The following is a 16,310-nucleotide window of genomic DNA, read 5'->3' on the forward strand; positions in this document are numbered from 1 at the left end:
CGCTTCAGCGATCCCGCAGCGCCGGCACGAGCGGCAGGGCCGCGAGGCTCAGCGCCGCCATGGCCCAGAAGGCCGATGCGCCGAACGCCCCGTAGAGCGCCCCGGAGGCCAGGGTCGCGGCCACCCCCGACAGGCCGAGGCCCAGCGTCCCGTAGAGCGCCAGCGCGGTCGTCCGGAGATCGGCCGGCGTCGACGCCTCGATGAGCCCCAGGCAGGCGAGGTGCAGGAGGGCGAAGCTCAGCCCGTGCAGGGACTCGGCGGCGGCGAGCCAGGGAAGCGCGGTCGTGGATGCGAGCACCGCCCAGCGCAGCCCCCCCGCGCAGGCCGCAACCGCGACGCCGGTCGCCGGGCCGATCCGCGCCAGCAGGGGCGGTCCGACCAGCAGGAAGACCAGGACCTCGGCGGCCACCGAGACCGACCAGAGCAGGCCGGCGGTGGTCGCCGCGATCCCGGCGGACCGCCACAGGATCATGGCGAAGCCGTCGTGCATCGCGTGCGCGCCGATCACCAGGGCGGCGACCAGCACCGTGCGGCGGAAGCGCGGCAGGGCCACCAGGGCGGCGAAGCCCCGCCACCGCGCCCCGGCCCGCGCCGCGCCGCCAGGGCCGGCGGGCAGCGCCAGGGCGGCCGCGCCGGCGGGCAGCGCCAGGGCGGCCGCGCCGGCGGCCAGGAACAGGCCGCCGCTCGCCACGAGGGCGGCGGCGAGACCGTGGAGGCCGATCAGCCAGCCGGCCGCGGCGGTGCCGACGATGAACGCGGCCGAGCCCGCGCCGCGGACCCAGCCGTACTGGAACGCCGCGCCGCCGCGCGCGGCGGCCAGGGCCAGCGCGTCGGCGAGGGGCGCCGGGGCCGCGGTGCCCGCCGCGTAGAGGAGCGCCGGCCCGATCAGCTGCGCCAGCCCGGTGCCCGGCAGGTGCGCCAGGGCGCTGAGCCCGGCCAGCGCGAGGCTCGCCGCCAGGACGGATCGCCCGGCCCGGTGGCGGTCGGCGAAGGCGCCGGCCAGGGGCCCGACCGCGAGACGCAGGGCGCCCGCGGCGGCGAGGAGGAGGCCGATCTCGCCGGGCGTCAGGCCGCGCGCGGCGAGGAAGCCCGGCAGGACCGGCGACAGCACCCCGTAGGCGCCGTAGAGCGCCGCGTAGAGGACGAGGAATCGGGCGAGCCCGCCCCACCGTCCCGCCCCTGTCGCGTGCCGCTCCATCGGCGGAGCGTAGCACCGGCGGGCGTCCCGGTGTCAGGTCCGCGCCGGGCTTTCGTCAGCAGGGTCGGCGGACGGCGTAGCGGTAGCGCCGCCCCTGCGCGTCGAGCAGCTCGCTGTCCGGCCCTTCCTGCCACACGACCTCGTCCTCGGGACGGGCCGCGTCGGTCAGGGTCGCCCCGCGGACGATGTCGAGGCTGAGGCCGAACCCGTAATTGGTCGCGGTCGCGTCGGTGATCGCGGCCGAGATGTCGGCCTCGTCGGGCAGGCAGGCGAACAGGACGCCGTCGGCGATGGCGAGAGTGTAGGTTTGCACGGATGGCCTCCAGGAGGCTCGAGGAGCGTGGACCGGCTGCGAGGGGCCGAACCTAGGCATCGCGGCCCGGATGTGAACCCTCTCCACCGAGATGCTGCATTGCACCATTTCGTGAGCACGAGCTCCGCGCGAGCCCGCGCCGCCGCGCCTCAGCGACCCAGATGATCGTCGAAGAAGTGCGCCATTTCTCCGAAGACTTCCCTGGTTTCGGGCGCGTCCGGCGTGAACAGGTACTGGGCGTGGGACATGCCCTCGAACACCTGCAGCGACGCCTCGATCCCGGCGGCGCGCAGCTTCCGGTGGGTGCGCACCGTGTTCGACAGGAACAGGTCGCGGGTGCCGGTGACCAGGATCGCGGGCGGGAGGCCGGCGAAGTCGCCGTAGATCGGCGAGAGCTGCGGGTCCTTCAGGTCGCGGCCGGCGGCGTAGAGCTTGGCGGCCGGCGTTAGGTAGCCGGAATAGCTGACGAGCACGTTGTCGAGCCACTCGTTGGTCCGGTAGCTGTCGCCGGTCTCGGTCATGTCCGACCAGGGCGTCCCGAGGCCGATCGCCGCGGGCAGCGCCAGCCCCTCGGCCTTGGCGCGGAGCATCAGGGCCAGCGTCATGCCGCCGCCCGTTGAGGTGCCGAACACCGCCATGTTCCGCGGCTTCTGCATGGACAGCATGGCCCGCCACACGGCGGTCGCGTCGTCCATGGCGGCCGGGTAGGGCGCGTCCGGCGGCATGCGGTAATCCACCGAGATGACCTTGTAGCCGCCGAGGCCGGCCATCAGGATCGCCTCCAGCGTTCCGGCCTCGCCGGGATTGTAGACGTAGCCGCCCCCGTGGATGTGCAGGAGAAGCCGGTCGCGGTTGGCCTCGGGGATCTGCCGGGGCTGGATCACGAAGGCCTTCACGCCGCCGATCACCGCGGCCTCGCTGGTGACGCCCAGCTTCTCGCGGAGCGCCGGCAGGGTGGCGGCTCCGGCGGCAGCGAGCTTGTCGACCAGCGCCTTCCAGGCCGCGGCGTCCGGCGGGTTCGCGTTCCAGGCCGGCACCCGGTAGGGCGCCGCCACCGCGGTGCGGAATTGCGGGCTCGTCGTGTCGGGGACCGGCACGACCTTGGCCGGCACCGTCCGCGGCCCCGGGGCGGCGTTGGCCGCGCCCATCTCGGCCTCCAGCTGGGCGAAGCGCGGCACGGCCCGCTCCGCGGGCGCGGCCTGCCCGAAGGCGGTCTGGGTGCCGCAGGCGATCATCAGCAGCGCGGACAGGCTCAGGCGCATCTCGATTCCTCCCGTGGCAGCCCGTTCCGCGACCCGTCTCGGCGAGTGCCGGCCGCGCTCGGCCGATACCTATCGGAACGGGCGGCCCGCGACAGCCGCCCGGGTGACGATCGCGGCCGCGCGTTCACGCACCGAGCCGCGGGAGCGCGGCCGGCGTCTCCGGCTCGACCACCAGGGTCGCCGGCACGGCGCCGTCGCCGGCGAGGGCCTCGGCGATCGCCTCCGGCCCGATCGGGTCCTCGGCCGCGTCGGCGACGCCCGACGGCTCCGGCGTGATCCGGGCGGTCTCCCGACGCGGCCCGGTCTCGGCCGCCGCCGCGTGCTCGTCGGCGACGCCGGTCACCGCCCCGGGGGCGATCAGTCCGATGGCGGCCGCGTGCTCGGCCATGGCGACGCTGTCGGCGGCGAGCACGAGGCTCGATCCGGCCCGGGCAACGGCGCCGGCGAGCCGGACGATCTCCTCCACCCGCGCGGAGCCGCGGGACACGTTGCGGATGTAGACCGCCAGCACCCGCCCGGGATTCTCCTCGACGATCTGCGCGTAGACCTCCGGGTCGTGCTGGCCGCTGTCGCCGATCAGCACGAAGGGCAGGTCGCGGTAGAGAGCGAGCATGTGCCGGATCAGCGCGTGCTTGTGGTCGGTGGCCCGGCGCGGCAGCGGGTGGGTCCAGGAGAGGCCCCATTCCCGCAGGAACAGCACCGGGCCCGCCGGGATGCCGTGGCGCTGGAAGAACTCCGAGAGCATCTCGTAGAGACCCCAGGGCGCGCGGGACACGTAGAGCATCGGGTTGCCCTCGTCGCCGCCGGCGCCCGCGTGGAGGGCGCGGTAGAGGGCGGCGACGCCCGGGAAGGCGACCCGGCTCTCGGCATCCTCCACGAACAGGCGCCAGAGCATCTTCAGCTTGTTGGCGACGCCGGTGCGCATGACCGTGTCGTCGATGTCGCTGACCACGACGCAGCGGCAGCGGTCGGGCGGGATGAACACCGCGCCCTCGGCGGGGATCGGCGGATCGGCATCGAGGAGAAGATCGACCGCGTGCCAGTCACCCGTCTCGGCCGGGGGCGTGCGCGGGTGCAGGTGCACGCGGAAATAGCCGTCCCGGTCGGTCTCGACCCGCACGGCATCGTCGCCGAACCGGGCGGTGATGCCCGCGCCGGCGATCGTCCGCCGGGCGATGCGGCGGCGCAGGTCGCGCCACTGCGCTCGAAGGGATTCGGGATCCTCGCCGGGAATCCCCGGCGACTGCCGGAAGACGCGGCCGATCAGGAACACCTCGTCCCGTGACCCGTAGCCGCGGTAGGGCTCGACCACGAGCCCGCCCCGGCCCTTGCCGCCACGCCCCTGCGCGCGGCGGACCGGCCGGGTGAGGACCCGCAGCGCCTTCGTGGCACCCCTGCGCGCGCGCGAGGCCATGGCGAACGGCCGCCGTCCGGGCGCTCAGGCCTGCGGCAGTTCGGGGCTGAGCCCCATCGCGTCGAGGCCTTCCTCCAGGAGGTCGCCGGCGTCGGGAGAGCCCAGGAGTTCCCGCACGGCCCCTTCGCCGGCGGCCTCGCGCTCGCGGGCGAAGCGCACCGCCTCGCTCCACTCCTCCGGCTCCATGTCGCCGCGACCGACGTAGAGGAGGGCGAGCAGCTCGGCCCGGGAATCGTCGTCGAGCCCGGCGATCAGGCCCCGGACCTCGGATTCCGTCGCGTCGTCGGTGCCGGAGACCAGGACGTCGGTGGCGCCGTCGTCGATCGGGTTCGAGCCCGAATCCGGGTCGGTGTTGCCCTCCTTCACCTCGATGGCGCGCAGCCGCATGACGATGTCGGTGACGGTCTCGACGGCGATATCCATGCGCTGATCTCCGGACGCTGACGGGGTCGGGCAAGCGGGGCCCTCAAGCCGCGACAACGGGCGAGCGGGCGCCGGGTTCGCCCCATCCCCATCGAAGGCGGGTTGCGTGGTCCGCGCCACTTTCCGGCTCCGCGACCGTGAGATAGAGGCTGCGAGACTGTTCCGACATCTGGATCGACATTGGCGATAGACGTGGTTTCTACAAAGACTGCCCGGACATCGCCTGCCGATACCGTCATTCCCCCCGCACGCGACGCCGCGTCTCGGCGCTCGGGCCGGCGCTCCGGCATGCGCTCCGGCATGCGCTTCGCGGCCCTCGCGGCGCTCGCGGCGCTGGCCGGATCCGCGCTGATCGGGACCCGCCCCGCCGAGGCCCGGCCCGCGGGCTACGAGGGCAGCGCCCCGAGCTGCTTCCTGACCGGGGGCGGCGCGCTGGAGATCTGCCGCGAGGGCTCGGAGGCCGAGGGCGTCCTCATCGCGCCGGCGCCCTGCGCCTTCGTGCGCGGCGTGCAGATCCTGCGCCTCGCCCGCTCCGAGGCGCCCGGCCCGCTCCAGGCCGTGTTCCAGGGCCAGACACCGGTGGCGTCCCGCCGGGACGAGCCGTGCCCGGAGCGGCGCGCCACCGACAGCCGCGACGGCGGCGCCCTGCGCACCGGCCGCACCTTCGAGGCCCTGGTCACGACGCTGCCGCCCTCGGCCGACCGGTTCTGGGTCGACCTGCCGGAGGAGCGCGCGCGGACGCGCGGCTGGTCCGAGCCGACGCCGTCCGCGGAGGGCATCGGCCCGCGCGACCCCATCGCCGTGACGGGCCGGACCTGGGCCGGCGAGGCCTACAGCTACGTCTTCCTGCTCGGGCAGGAGCGCGTGGGCGTCACCGGCGGCGACGCGGCCGAGCCCGAGCGCCGCGGCCGGCGTCGGCGCCGGCGGGCGGAACCGGACGCGCCGGCGACGGGCCCGGCCGACGTCCGGCGCCGCGTCCAGATCGAGGCGCGCACCCTCGACTTCCAGACCTTCGAGATCCGGACCCGCACCGCCGACGGCTACGGGCTGGCCTGGACGCCGTTCGAGGCGGGCGCCAGCCGCGGCCGGCGCGCCGACCCGCCCGTCCCCGCTGCGGTGGTCGACGAGGCGGGCAAGCCGGTCACGTCGGCCTGCACGGCGCCGGCCTTCGAGACCCACGGACTCGCCGGCTCGATCAGCGTCGTCGACCGCACCTATCACTACGTCTACACCGACGTGCTGCCCGAGGATTGCGGCCTCGCCCCCGAGAAGCGCCGCACTGGGCTGTTCCTGCGCACCGCGCAGGACCTGTCGGGGCCGAAGGTCTGGTCGACGGCGCGCAAGCTCGCCGGGCCGCTGCCGCCCGGAACCCTCGTGCGGGTGGCCCGCGCCAAGGGCATGCAGCGCTGGGCGGTCTCCTATACGTGCCAGCGGCCCGCCAACGCCCCGGGCGGCCCGGTGGCGGATATCTGCCTGCAATACACGGCCGACCTGAACCTCGACGGGATCGGCACCCTCAAGCTCTACGCCGATCCGGTGGAGGCGGGCCGCTCCGCCGCCTATCTCGGGCTGCGCTCGGGGGGCGACGGCAGCGGCCGGTACGACCGGAGCGCGCATTTCTGGATGACTGACGCGGAGGGCAACCTCGACACGCCGGCGATCTACCCGAACAAGGCGGGCTTCCTGACCTGGCTCGACCGGCTTGCCCCGACCGCCTCCGGGCGCGACGCCTCGAGCCTGTACGGGCGGCCCGTCTACTGGGGGACGTGGACGGTGCGCCCGATCGGCGCGCAATAAGTCGCAGGAGGCGCTATATGGGCGGCCGACAAGCCGCGCGAGGCGTGCCTGACGGACCCGATGGAAACCCATATCGACCTGTGGTTCGCCGCGAGCATCGTGGCGATCTCGCTGCTGCTCTCGGCCTTCTTCGCGGGCGCGGAGACGGCCTTCACGGCCGCCTCGCGAGCCCGAATGCACGCCCTGGAGCAGGCGGGCGACCCGCGCGCCGCGATCGTCAACCGCATCCTGGCGATCCGCGAGCGCTTCATCGGCGCGATGCTGATCGGCTACAACATCGTGGCGATCGGCGCCTCGGCCTTCACCACCAGCGTGCTCACGGCGCTGTTCGGCAAGAGCGGCGTCATCTACGCGACGGTCGGCATGTCGGTGCTGGTCATCGTCTTCGCCGAGGTGCTGCCGAAGACGCTGGCGATCTCCAAACCCGACAAGGCCGCCCTGCTCACCGCCCGCCCGGTGGCCTTCGCGGTGGCGCTGATGGGCCCGCTGGCCATCGCCATCGAGCACGTCGTGCGGGTGATGCTGAAACCGTTCGGCGTCACCATCGGCGAGCACCAGTCGATCCTCACCGCCGCCGAGGAGCTGCGCGGGCAGGTGGCGCTGATGCACCGGGAGGGCGGCGTCGCCAAGGCCGAGCGCGACATGCTGGGCGGCCTCCTCGACCTGTCGGACCTGTCGGTCTCCGACGTGATGGTCCACCGCACGAAGATGCGGGCGATCGACGCCGACCAGCCCTCCGAGGACATCGTCCGGGCGGTGCTGGCCTCGCCCTACACCCGCATGCCGCTGTGGCGCGGCACGCCCGAGAACATCGTCGGCGTCCTCCACGCCAAGGACCTGCTGCGGGCGCTCGACGCCGCGGGCGGCGACGCCTCCGGCCTCAAGGTCGAGGCGCTGGCCCTGGAGACGTGGTTCGTGCCGGGCACGACGTCGCTGCGCGCCCAGCTCAAGGCCTTCCTGACCAAGAAGACCCACTTCGCCCTCGTGGTCGACGAGTACGGCGAGGTGATGGGGCTCGTGACCCTGGAGGATATCCTAGAGGAGATCGTCGGCGACATCGCCGACGAGCACGACGTCACCGTCTCGGGCGTGCGCCCGCAGGGGGACGGGTCGGTGAACGTGGACGGCGGCGTGCCGATCCGCGACCTGAACCGGGCCATGGACTGGGACCTGCCCGACGAGGAGGCGACCACCATCGCCGGCCTCGTCATCCACGAGGCGCGGACCATCCCGGACCAGGGCACCGCCTTCAACTTCCACGGCTTCCGCTTCCAGGTGCTGCGGAAGGCCAAGAACCGGATCACCACGCTCCGCATCACGCCGCTGACCGCGGCGGGGCTCCAGGCGGCCGCGCTGCCGGACGCGTCGCGCGACGCGGTGTGACGGCGGCAGGCGACCGCCGCGGCCGGGGTCCGCGCCCGCGCCGCGACGCGCGCGGAGTGGTCCTCAGCCCGGCATCGCCTCCAGCCCCTCGGCGCGGATCCAGTCGCGGGTCCGGTCCAAGGCCCGCCCGAGCCGGTCGAACAGGGCGTCGATCTCGTCCGGCGCGATGATCAGCGGCGGGCAGACGGCGACGCGGTCCCCGGCGAGCGCCCGCACGATCAGCCCCTCGCCCTGCGCGAAGGCGACGCAGCGGGCGGCCACGCCCTTCTTCGGGTCGTACTGCCGCTTGCTGGCCTTGTCGGCGACGATCTCCAGGCCGCCGATCAGCCCGAGGCCGCCGGCCTCGCCCACGATGTCGTGCCCGGCGAGCGCCGCCAGGCGGCGCTGGAACTGCGGCGCCTTCTCGGCCGCGCCCTCGATCACCCGGTCGCGGCGGTAGATCTCGATCGCCTTCAGGGCCACCGCGGCGGCCACCGGGTGCCCGGAATAGGTGGTGCCGTGGCCGAAGGTGCCGATCTTCTCGCTCTGGCCGATCAGCGCCTCGTAGAGCGGTTCGTCGATGCTCACGCCGCCGAGCGGCATGTAGGCCGAGGTCAGGGCCTTGGCGAAGGAGATCGAATCGGGCCGGGCCCCCAGCGCCTCGCTGCCGAACCACGTGCCGAGCCGGCCGAAGCCGCAGATCACCTCGTCGGCGATGAAGCGGACGTCGTACTTGGCCAGCACCGCCTGGATCGCCGCGAAGTACCCCCGCGGCGGCACGATCGCGCCGCCCGCGCCCATCACCGGCTCGGCGATGAAGGCCGCGACCGTCTCCGGCCCCTCGCGCAGGATCGTCTCCTCCAGCTCGGCGGCGAGGCGCGCCGAGTAGGCCTCCTCGGACTCGCCCGGCTCGGCGCCCCGGTAGTGGTGCGCGGGCGAGACGTGCAGGAAGCCCGGCAGCGGCAAGTCCCAGTCGGCGTGGTTCGCGGCGAGCCCGGTCATCGAGGCGCTCGCGACCGTGACGCCGTGGTAGCCCTTCTGGCGGGCGATGATCTTCTTCTTCTGCGGCCGCCCCAGGGCGTTGTTGTAGTACCAGGTCAGCTTGACCTGCGTGTCGTTGGCCTCCGACCCCGAGGAGGTGAAGAAGATCTTCGAAGTCGGGACCGGCATCAGCTCCTTCAGCGTCTCGGCGAGCTCGATGCCCGGATCGTGGCTGCGGCCGGAGAACAGGTGCGTGAAGGGCATGCGCGCCATCTGCGCCCGGGCCGCCTCCACAAGCTCCGCGTTGGAGTAGCCCAGCGCCGTGCACCACAGGCCGGACATACCCTCGATGTAGGAGCGTCCCTCGGTGTCGTAGACGTGCACGCCCTCGCCCCGTTCCAGCACCAGCGGGCCGGTCTGTCGGTGCGTCGACAGGTTGGTGTAGGGATGGAGGAGGGTTTCGACGTCGCGGGTCGCGAGGTTCGAGAGCATGGTTCGCAAGGTCCTCGTGCGCGGGTGACCGCCGCCACACTACCGACCCGATGCCCCGTCAGGTAGCCCGGAGGATCCGCGTCCGGCCGTTGCCGGACGCATGCCGCCAGCGCTACTCCAGCACCGCCCCTCGCCGCGCCCGACCGATGCTCAATCCGGAAGCCTACGTCGCCCAACCCGCCCCCGGCCGCGCCTGCGGCGCCTGCACGCTGTGCTGCAAGGTCTACGACGTGCCCGCGGTCGAGAGCGTCGCGGGCCAGTGGTGCCGCCATACGAAGGCCGGCCAGGGCTGCGCCATCCACGCCACCCGCCCGGACCATTGCCGGGCCTTCCACTGCCTCTGGATGACGGAGGGATGGCTCGGCCCGGAATGGAAGCCGGACCGCGCCAAGATGGTGCTGAGCCTCGATCCGCTCACCCGCAACATGAACGTGCAGGTCGATCCCGGACAGGCGAACGCGTGGCGGCGCGAGCCCTATTACGGGCAGCTCAGGCGCTGGGCCGTGGCCTCGGTGCCCCTCCGCCGGCACGTGCTAGTCCACGTCAACAAGAGCACCACCGTCATCCTGCCGGACCGCGACGTCAGCCTCGGGATCGTCGGCGCCGACGAGCGCATCGTCACCACCGACCGGATGACGCCCCAGGGCCCGAGCTTCGACGTCCGGAAAGTGCCGGCCTGAACCGGGCGACCGGCCGGCCCCGGGGCCGGCTCAGCGCTCGGTGCCGGAATGCCGCCGCATGACCGGGGATTCGACCACCAGGAACGTCATCTGGAACAGGATCAGCCCCGTCTGGTCCGTCACCTCGATCCGCCAATCCTCGCCGAGGGCGATGCGCTGGGCGTCCTGCTTCAGGATGTCGCCGGCGCGCCGGACGGCTTCGAGCCGGGCGAATTGCCAGTCCGGCAGCTCCGTTCCCGCGCCGTCCAGGATCGAGGATCCGTCGTGGATGTTGAAGTGATAGCGCGGCATCCACACGTCCCGGTCGGGTCCAGGCGGGGGATGCGGGTACCCCTCACTCGCGGCCGTGCCGAGTCCCGTCGCCACGATTGACGGACCCGTTACGCCACGCCCGCCGGCTCGGCCATATACGGGGTTAGAGTCGCGGCCGGGATCGCCGGGCCGCGCCGCGGGCCGACGCCATGTCGCGACGGGCGAGCCTTGCGGATCCGGCCGGTTTGCCCGAGTGATCGGCCATGACGACCGTTCACGATTTCAGCGTCTCCGCGGCCGACGGAACGCCGTACCCGCTCGCGCAGCACCGCGGTCAGGTGCTGCTCATCGTGAACACGGCTTCCCGCTGCGGCTTCACCCCGCAATACGAGGGGCTCGAGGCGCTCTGGCGCCGGCACCGGGATGCGGGCCTGACGATCCTGGGATTCCCCTGCAACCAGTTCGGCGCGCAGGAGCCGGGCGACGCCGCCGAGATCGCGAGCTTCTGCGCGCTGCGCTACGACGTGAGCTTCCCGGTGCTCGCCAAGGTCGCGGTGAACGGGTCGGGCGCCGACCCGCTCTACGCCCATCTCACCCGGGCCCGCGCCGGGCTGTTCGGCACGCGAGCAGTGAAGTGGAACTTCACCAAGTTCCTGGTCGGACGCCACGGCCGGGTCATCGCCCGGTTCGCACCCGGGACGAAGCCCGCGGCCCTGGAGGCGAAGATCCAGGCTGCCCTGGCCGAGCCCGCCTGAGCCGCGCCCGCGTCAGACCGCGTCGAGATCCGCGGCCTCGGCGGAGACCGCGCGGCGCGCGTCGATCCGTTCGCGCACGCGCAGCACCGTCCGCAGGGGCGCGATCGGGAACGGGCGCACCGACTCGCGCAGGATCCCCGCCAGGAACCGGATCTCGGCAATCTTGCGCAAGGTCAGATCGGGCGCTCCGGCGCCCTGTGCTCGGCGCTCGAGGTCCGAGAGGGCGTCGAACAGCGCGTAGCGCCCGTCGAGATCGCGGGAAAACTGTTTCGACGCGATCAGATTGGCCAGTTCGCCTTCAAAACTGCAACGGACAGGCTGATCGGAACGCATCGTCGACTCGAACACAATGTGCGTCGAACCCTAAAACAGTGTTCGCGCTTTGTCAGCCGCCGACGCGCGGCGGGCGCCGCGAATGCGGGATTGTTGCGCAATTGCATCTGCGCGACCGCGCCGGACCGCGGCCCGGGCTCAGCCGCCGGCCGCGACGAACGCGGCGGCCGCCTCGAACTCCGTCCGGCGCGCCTCGAGGCGGGCCTCCGCCTCGGCGTCGCGCCCCCAGACGGCAGCCTGATAGGTCTCGTCCACGTGGGCCGCGGCCCAAGCCTCGGCCGGTGTCAGCCGGCCCTCGAGAACCGCCAGGGCGATCAGCAGGGAGCCGGTCAGCGTCGTCAGGGTGTGCAGGCCCGCCAGCCGGAACGGGTCGGTCACCGCGTTCACCGCCGCGGAGAGCGCCTGGATCGTGTCGGCCGGCTGCGCGACGTGCATGACGCCCTCGCTCAGGATCACCCGCGCACCGAACGCGTCCCGTGCCCAGGCGAGGATCGGATCCCAGGCCTCCGCCTGGGCCGCCACGAGGCGCTCCGGATCCCCGGCGCGGTAGGCCATGAGATCGGTGCCCGCGTAGGCGCAGAGATCCGCCGCGACCTCGGCGAGGCGGGGCGTGACGCCGTCGATCGCCGTGTTGGCCAGCCGGGTCAGGGGCATCCGCGCGGGGTCGATCGCCGTGTCCTGGGCCTGCCACTCCGCCGCGACGCGCTCGGCCAGGGTCCGGCTGGGGAGACGCAGCGGGTTGCGGGCCGGCGTGTTGGCCGGACGTCCGTCCAGGGTCAGCCGGAACCCGTCGTCATCCTCGGAGAAGCCGGCTTCCTTGTAGAAGCGGTGGGGCAGGGCCGGCTTGGCGTGGCCGCGGGCGGCCCGGACCGGATCGGGCCTGTCACCGTCGCTCGGTTGCCCGAGCCAGTCTGTCGTCTGATCGCTCATGGAGGCGAGATAGGCGCTTCCGGCCCCGCGCGCGAGCCTCCCGCGATCAGGAGCCGGTCGCGAGCCCCTCGAGGAGCAGCGTCTCCAGCGCGGCGGCACTGGGGACCACCGTCACGGCCCCGGCCCCGTAGAGCGCGTCCGGCGGATGGTAGCCCCAGGCGACCCCGACGGCCGTCGCACCGGCCGCCACGCCCATGGCGATGTCGAAGGTGGTGTCGCCGACCATCACGGTGGCCTCGGGCTCGCAGCCGGCCTCGCGGATCGCCTGCTGCAGCATGGTCGGATCCGGCTTCGACGGCGCGTCGTCGGCGCTCTGGGTCGTGGCGAACCAGTCCGCCCAGCCGTAATGCGCGATCAGCCGGTCGACACCGCGCCGCGACTTCCCGGTGGCGAGGCCGATCAGCACGTCGGAGCGCCCGTGCAGCCGGGTCAGCAGGTCGGCCATGCCGGGGAACAGGGGCTCCTCGTGGGCGGGGTCGAGCCGCAGGCGGTTGTAGGCCTGCTTGTAGCTTTCCGAGAGTTCCGCGACCGGGCCGTCCTCGCCGACGAGGCGCCGGAAGGCCTGCGGCAGCGACAGGCCGACCACCGACAGGGCCTCCCGTCGCCCGGGCGCCGGCAGACCGTTCTCCGCGAACGCCACCTCCTGGGCCGCCACGATCAGGTGCTGGCTGTCGACGAGGGTGCCGTCGACGTCGAAGACGACGAGCCTCATCGCGACTGACGCGCCGGAAGTCGCGCCGGAAGTTGCGCCGCAAGCCGCCCCGACGGCGCGGATGAAAGGAGGCGGGTCCCCGTCACGGCTTCCGGCCCGGCTGGGCCGGCGCGGCCGCGGCGGGCTGGCCGCCGGGGATCCGGGTCCGCTCGTAGCCGAGCCGGCACCGGATCAGGAAGCGCCGGCGCTTGCCGCCGCGCAATCCGCGCTGATGCGAGGCGCGGTTGCAGGCCGCGTAGGAGCGCCGCCGGCGCTCCGCGCGGGCACTGTTGGCGGTGCGCGGGGCGGCCTGCGCGGGCGCCGCGCCCGGGGCGGGCACCGGGGCCGGATGCGGGGCCGCCGTCTCGGGGGGGTGGGTGCCGTTCGCCGTCGGCGCCGCCCTGGTCGTCTCGCCCGGCGCGGCATGCGCGATCGGCCCGGTGAGGCACAGGGCGGCGAGGCAGGCCAGCATCGCGAGCTTCATGTGTCAGGGTCTCGAACCGCCGGGAACAGGCCCCGCGGCGGATCGGCGGGGCGCGGGGCAGCATATGAGGCGGCGCGGCCGGTTGCCAAGGCATGCGCCGCGCGGGACGCTCGGACCGCACCCGACTTTCACCGAAGATGCCGCGGCGCTGACGGGCGCTGGCGTGACGGTTATCGGGGGGACGGGAAGGGTGATCCGGCGATGAACCTCGTGCTGCTGCCCGGCTTCATGACCGACGCCGACCTCTGGTCGGACGTGGTCGCGCGCCTCGCCGAGGTGGGTCCGATCACGCACGGCGACCTCGCGCGGGACGCCGCCATCGCCGACATGGCGCGCCGCGTCGTCGCGGAGGCGCCGCCGCGCTTCGGGCTCGTGGGCTTCTCCATGGGCGGCTACGTCGCCCGCGCGGTCGCCCGGCTCGTGCCGGACCGGGTGGAGGCGCTGGTCCTCGTCGCCACCTCGTCGCGGGCCGACACGCTGGCCCAGGCGCGCCGGAAGGCCGCCGCGGTCGCCCAGGTCCGCCAGCAGGGCTACCGGGGCCTCAGCCGTGCGGCGATCCTCCAGTCGGTGCACCCGGACCGCGCCGGCGACGGCGCCCTCCTGAGCCGGATCCGGCAGATGGGCGACCGGCTCGGCGGAGAGGTCTTCCTGCGCCAGGCCGGGCACGCGCGCGAATCCGATGGCGACCGCCTCGGCGCGATCGGCTGCCCGACCCTGGTCGTGGCGGCGGCCCAGGACGCCCTGCGCAGCCTCGACGAGGCGCGGGAGCTCCGCGACGGCATCCCGGGCGCGACGCTGAGGGTGATCGACGGGTCGGGCCACATGCTGCCGCTCGAGGCCCCGGACGCGCTGGCGGACGCGATCGTGCCCTGGCTGCGGGCTCAGGCCTCCGGAGCCTCGACGATCGGGTCGTAGCGGGCGGCGTCGAAGCCCAGGAGGTTCCAGCTCTGCGCCATGTGGGGCGGGAGCGGCGCGCTCACGTCGACCGGCTTGCCGGTCCGCGGGTGCGGGATGACGATCCGCCGGGCGAGCAGGTGGAGGCGGTTCTGGATGCCGCCCGGCAGCTCCCAGTTCTCGACGGAGAAGTATTTCGGGTCGCCCACGATCGGGTGGCCGATATGGGCCGCGTGGGCGCGCAGCTGGTGCGTGCGGCCGGTGACCGGCTTGAACGACAGCCAGGACAGCTTCTGGGCCGCCTGATCGACCATCGCGTAGTAGGTCAGCGCGTGGCTCGCGCCCTCGTCGCCGTGCTTGGCGACCCGCATCCGCGCGTCGGCGTCGGTGGGCTCCTCCTTGGCGAGGTAGGTCGAGACGCGTCCCTGCCGGACCCGCGGCACGCCCGCGGTGAGCGCCCAGTAGATCTTCCGCGCCGCCCGGGACCGGAAGCTCTTGGCCAGCGTCGCGGCGGCGAGCCGGGTCTTGGCGATGATCAGGCACCCGGCCGTGTCCTTGTCCAGCCGGTGGACGAGGCGCGGCTTCTGGCCGTCCGGACCCGTGAGGGCGGCGAGCAGGCCGTCCACGTGCCGGACCGTCCCCGAACCGCCCTGGACCGCGAGGCCGAAGGGCTTGTTGAGGATCATCATGTCGGCATCCTCGTAGAGGATCAGCGACCGGATGAAGGCGGCGTCGTCCTGCTCGCGGGCGGCGCTGCGCGGCCGCTCGGTGGGCTGGTCGAGGCGCAGCGGCGGCACGCGCACGCTCATGCCCGGCTCCAGCCGGTCGTTCGGCTTGGCGCGCTTGCCGTCGACCCGCAACTCGCCCTTGCGGACGATGGTCTGCACGCGGGTGAAGGGCAGGAGCGGGAAGCGGGCGGTGAGGAAGCGGTCGATCCGCATCCCGGCCTCGTCCGGCTCGACGGTCAGGGTCTGCACGCCGGAGGCGAGGGTCGCGGAGGCGGCGGCGCGCTGCTCGCGCCGGGTCGGACCGGGCGCGGGGGCAGAGGCGAGGGCTGGGGATGGGGCCGCCGAGCGCTTGGCCGGCGGCCGGCCGCCGGGCTTGCCCGCCGCGGCGTCGCGCGGTGCGGCGGCCTCGCGGCGCGGCTTCGGCGGCCGGGCCGGCGCCGGGGCCGCAGCGGCCTGCGCGCCCCAGGGATCGCGGGTGCCGGCATCCTCGCCGCGGTTGCGGGCCGCGCGCTCGGCGGCGTCGCGGGCGCTGGTGCGCGGGCCCGTGCGGGCGCGGCCGTCGGCCTGGGCCTTGCCGCCCCTGAACTTGCTGACGCTGGACTTGCCGGCCTGAGGCTTGCGCCCCGTCGGCCCGCCGCTTCTGGGAGGTCGTATCGTCATGCTTCCGCCGGCACCCGTCTCCGCGTCGGACGGAGCGTCCGGGCGCATGGGCCGCGGCGTCGCGGACGTCCGGACCGATGGGATTGCCCGGCTGTAGCATCGCCCGCGCCGACCGGCAAAGGCAGTGGGCCGGCCCGGTCCGTCAGGGCTCCGCGCGCCACGCGTCGCGGAGGCGGTCCTTCAGGCCGGCGGGGAAGAGGTCGGGACCGCCCGGCACGTCGAGCCCGTCCAGATCGCACCACCGCGCCACGCAGGCGGTGCCGGAATCCTCGTGGAAGACGAAGCGCTCCTGCCCGTCGAACCGCCCCGGCGGCAGGGCGACGGGGAACAGGAACAGCACCTCGTGCCCGACCTGCCCCTCGTGCGTGAAGATGTTCTCCATGACGCGGGGGCCGCCGAGCACCGAGACGGTGACGCCGAGCTCCTCCCGGAACTCCCGGATCAGGGCGTCCTCGACCCGCTCGCCGAACGCGACGCTGCCGCCGAGCGGCCGGACGCCTTTCAGCCGCCCGTCATCCGCGCGGACCTCGGCCACGAGCAGGCTGTTGCCGCGCCGGGGCAGGCCCAGCGCCTTCACGCGAATCTCCGCAGGGGGCCGCCAGACCGTCATCCCGCAGGGGCTAGCCCGTCGTCGGCGCGGTCGCAACGGACCGGCGCACTG

At 73.9% G+C, this 16,310-nt stretch carries 18 protein-coding genes; 5 read left to right on the top strand and 13 right to left on the bottom strand.

Going from position 1 to position 16,310, the window contains the following annotated elements; translation table 11 throughout:
• Positions 1–4: 4 nt before the first annotated feature.
• The 5 genes from BMY19_RS19540 to BMY19_RS19560 all read right to left on the bottom strand — a co-directional run bounded on the left by BMY19_RS19540 (position 5) and on the right by BMY19_RS19560 (position 4,610).
• Positions 5–1,198, bottom strand: a complete 1,194-nt coding sequence (locus BMY19_RS19540) for an MFS transporter (RefSeq protein WP_100252664.1) — start codon at positions 1,196–1,198, stop codon at positions 5–7.
• Positions 1,199–1,253: 55 nt separating this feature from the next.
• Entirely contained in the window at positions 1,254–1,511 is a 258-nt protein-coding gene (locus BMY19_RS19545; RefSeq protein ID WP_020093648.1) for a hypothetical protein, read from the bottom strand.
• A 149-nt stretch (positions 1,512–1,660) separates the two neighbouring features.
• Positions 1,661–2,773, bottom strand: a complete 1,113-nt coding sequence (locus BMY19_RS19550) for an alpha/beta hydrolase (protein WP_100252665.1) — start codon at positions 2,771–2,773, stop codon at positions 1,661–1,663.
• Between the two features lie 124 nt (positions 2,774–2,897).
• The gene (locus tag BMY19_RS19555; RefSeq protein ID WP_056525495.1) at positions 2,898–4,187 is read right to left on the bottom strand and encodes an App1 family protein; all 1,290 of its coding nucleotides are present in this window, start codon (positions 4,185–4,187) and stop codon (positions 2,898–2,900) included.
• Between the two features lie 24 nt (positions 4,188–4,211).
• Complete coding sequence (locus tag BMY19_RS19560) at positions 4,212–4,610, bottom strand: DUF3775 domain-containing protein (RefSeq protein ID WP_091979449.1); 399 nt, start codon at positions 4,608–4,610, stop codon at positions 4,212–4,214.
• A gap of 288 nt (positions 4,611–4,898) precedes the next feature.
• Between BMY19_RS19560 and BMY19_RS19565 the strand changes: the two genes are divergently transcribed.
• Both BMY19_RS19565 and BMY19_RS19570 read left to right on the top strand, forming a co-directional pair.
• The gene (locus BMY19_RS19565) at positions 4,899–6,407 is read left to right on the top strand and encodes a hypothetical protein (protein WP_244534964.1); all 1,509 of its coding nucleotides are present in this window, start codon (positions 4,899–4,901) and stop codon (positions 6,405–6,407) included.
• A 60-nt stretch (positions 6,408–6,467) separates the two neighbouring features.
• Positions 6,468–7,790 (top strand): HlyC/CorC family transporter, encoded by a 1,323-nt coding sequence (locus BMY19_RS19570; RefSeq protein ID WP_020093653.1) that lies wholly within the window; start codon positions 6,468–6,470, stop codon positions 7,788–7,790.
• Between the two features lie 63 nt (positions 7,791–7,853).
• Here the strand turns inward: BMY19_RS19570 and BMY19_RS19575 are convergent, their stop codons facing one another.
• Positions 7,854–9,242: an aminotransferase gene (locus BMY19_RS19575; protein ID WP_056525505.1), complete on the bottom strand. Its 1,389-nt coding sequence runs from the start codon at positions 9,240–9,242 to the stop codon at positions 7,854–7,856.
• A 146-nt stretch (positions 9,243–9,388) separates the two neighbouring features.
• Between BMY19_RS19575 and BMY19_RS19580 the strand changes: the two genes are divergently transcribed.
• The gene (locus BMY19_RS19580) at positions 9,389–9,922 is read left to right on the top strand and encodes a hypothetical protein (RefSeq protein WP_042671766.1); all 534 of its coding nucleotides are present in this window, start codon (positions 9,389–9,391) and stop codon (positions 9,920–9,922) included.
• 30 nt (positions 9,923–9,952) lie between these two features.
• On the opposite strand, the gene BMY19_RS19585 is transcribed toward BMY19_RS19580, so the two are convergent.
• Positions 9,953–10,213, bottom strand: coding sequence for a DUF6894 family protein (locus BMY19_RS19585; RefSeq protein WP_100252666.1), 261 nt, complete (start codon positions 10,211–10,213; stop codon positions 9,953–9,955).
• Between the two features lie 224 nt (positions 10,214–10,437).
• On the opposite strand from BMY19_RS19585, the gene BMY19_RS19590 reads away from it, so the two are divergent.
• A complete protein-coding gene (locus BMY19_RS19590) occupies positions 10,438–10,929 on the top strand; it encodes a glutathione peroxidase (RefSeq protein WP_100252667.1) in 492 nt (163 codons plus the stop codon).
• Positions 10,930–10,941: 12 nt separating this feature from the next.
• Here the strand turns inward: BMY19_RS19590 and BMY19_RS19595 are convergent, their stop codons facing one another.
• The 4 genes from BMY19_RS19595 to BMY19_RS19610 all read right to left on the bottom strand — a co-directional run bounded on the left by BMY19_RS19595 (position 10,942) and on the right by BMY19_RS19610 (position 13,367).
• Complete coding sequence (locus BMY19_RS19595) at positions 10,942–11,262, bottom strand: hypothetical protein (RefSeq protein WP_132366861.1); 321 nt, start codon at positions 11,260–11,262, stop codon at positions 10,942–10,944.
• A 138-nt stretch (positions 11,263–11,400) separates the two neighbouring features.
• The gene (locus tag BMY19_RS19600) at positions 11,401–12,192 is read right to left on the bottom strand and encodes an ATP12 family chaperone protein (RefSeq protein WP_100252668.1); all 792 of its coding nucleotides are present in this window, start codon (positions 12,190–12,192) and stop codon (positions 11,401–11,403) included.
• Positions 12,193–12,238: 46 nt separating this feature from the next.
• On the bottom strand, positions 12,239–12,904 hold the full coding sequence (locus tag BMY19_RS19605; protein WP_100252669.1) for an HAD-IA family hydrolase: 666 nt from the start codon (positions 12,902–12,904) through the stop codon (positions 12,239–12,241).
• 82 nt (positions 12,905–12,986) lie between these two features.
• Positions 12,987–13,367 carry a hypothetical protein gene (locus tag BMY19_RS19610; RefSeq protein ID WP_100252670.1) on the bottom strand — a complete coding sequence of 127 codons (381 nt, stop codon included), beginning with the start codon at positions 13,365–13,367 and terminating at the stop codon, positions 12,987–12,989.
• A 201-nt stretch (positions 13,368–13,568) separates the two neighbouring features.
• Between BMY19_RS19610 and BMY19_RS19615 the strand changes: the two genes are divergently transcribed.
• Entirely contained in the window at positions 13,569–14,282 is a 714-nt protein-coding gene (locus BMY19_RS19615; protein ID WP_100252671.1) for an alpha/beta fold hydrolase, read from the top strand.
• Here BMY19_RS19615 and BMY19_RS19620 read toward each other — a convergent pair.
• Positions 14,249–15,649, bottom strand: a complete 1,401-nt coding sequence (locus tag BMY19_RS19620; protein WP_100252672.1) for an RluA family pseudouridine synthase — start codon at positions 15,647–15,649, stop codon at positions 14,249–14,251. The two genes, BMY19_RS19615 and BMY19_RS19620, sit on opposite strands and share 34 nt — an antisense overlap.
• 142 nt (positions 15,650–15,791) lie before the next feature.
• Positions 15,792–16,259: an NUDIX hydrolase gene (locus BMY19_RS19625; protein WP_100252673.1), complete on the bottom strand. Its 468-nt coding sequence runs from the start codon at positions 16,257–16,259 to the stop codon at positions 15,792–15,794.
• Between the last annotated feature and the right edge of the window lie 51 nt (positions 16,260–16,310).

The sequence above is a fragment of the Methylobacterium sp. UNC300MFChir4.1 genome, assembly GCF_900110155.1.
Lineage (GTDB): Bacteria > Pseudomonadota > Alphaproteobacteria > Rhizobiales > Beijerinckiaceae > Methylobacterium.

What these genes read in the sequence shown, in the direction of transcription:
- BMY19_RS19590 (WP_100252667.1), top strand. Translation starts at nt 10,438, where the DNA reads ATGACGACCGTTCACGATTTCAGCGTCTCCGCGGCCGACGGAACGCCG.
- BMY19_RS19595 (WP_132366861.1), bottom strand. Translation starts at nt 11,262, where the DNA reads ATGCGTTCCGATCAGCCTGTCCGTTGCAGTTTTGAAGGCGAACTGGCC.
- BMY19_RS19550 (WP_100252665.1), bottom strand. Translation starts at nt 2,773, where the DNA reads ATGCGCCTGAGCCTGTCCGCGCTGCTGATGATCGCCTGCGGCACCCAG.
- BMY19_RS19555 (WP_056525495.1), bottom strand. Translation starts at nt 4,187, where the DNA reads ATGGCCTCGCGCGCGCGCAGGGGTGCCACGAAGGCGCTGCGGGTCCTC.
- BMY19_RS19600 (WP_100252668.1), bottom strand. Translation starts at nt 12,192, where the DNA reads ATGAGCGATCAGACGACAGACTGGCTCGGGCAACCGAGCGACGGTGAC.
- BMY19_RS19540 (WP_100252664.1), bottom strand. Translation starts at nt 1,198, where the DNA reads ATGGAGCGGCACGCGACAGGGGCGGGACGGTGGGGCGGGCTCGCCCGA.
- BMY19_RS19605 (WP_100252669.1), bottom strand. Translation starts at nt 12,904, where the DNA reads ATGAGGCTCGTCGTCTTCGACGTCGACGGCACCCTCGTCGACAGCCAG.
- BMY19_RS19565 (WP_244534964.1), top strand. Translation starts at nt 4,899, where the DNA reads ATGCGCTCCGGCATGCGCTTCGCGGCCCTCGCGGCGCTCGCGGCGCTG.
- BMY19_RS19575 (WP_056525505.1), bottom strand. Translation starts at nt 9,242, where the DNA reads ATGCTCTCGAACCTCGCGACCCGCGACGTCGAAACCCTCCTCCATCCC.
- BMY19_RS19570 (WP_020093653.1), top strand. Translation starts at nt 6,468, where the DNA reads ATGGAAACCCATATCGACCTGTGGTTCGCCGCGAGCATCGTGGCGATC.
- BMY19_RS19580 (WP_042671766.1), top strand. Translation starts at nt 9,389, where the DNA reads ATGCTCAATCCGGAAGCCTACGTCGCCCAACCCGCCCCCGGCCGCGCC.
- BMY19_RS19620 (WP_100252672.1), bottom strand. Translation starts at nt 15,649, where the DNA reads ATGACGATACGACCTCCCAGAAGCGGCGGGCCGACGGGGCGCAAGCCT.
- BMY19_RS19625 (WP_100252673.1), bottom strand. Translation starts at nt 16,259, where the DNA reads ATGACGGTCTGGCGGCCCCCTGCGGAGATTCGCGTGAAGGCGCTGGGC.
- BMY19_RS19585 (WP_100252666.1), bottom strand. Translation starts at nt 10,213, where the DNA reads ATGCCGCGCTATCACTTCAACATCCACGACGGATCCTCGATCCTGGAC.
- BMY19_RS19615 (WP_100252671.1), top strand. Translation starts at nt 13,569, where the DNA reads ATGAACCTCGTGCTGCTGCCCGGCTTCATGACCGACGCCGACCTCTGG.
- BMY19_RS19560 (WP_091979449.1), bottom strand. Translation starts at nt 4,610, where the DNA reads ATGGATATCGCCGTCGAGACCGTCACCGACATCGTCATGCGGCTGCGC.
- BMY19_RS19610 (WP_100252670.1), bottom strand. Translation starts at nt 13,367, where the DNA reads ATGAAGCTCGCGATGCTGGCCTGCCTCGCCGCCCTGTGCCTCACCGGG.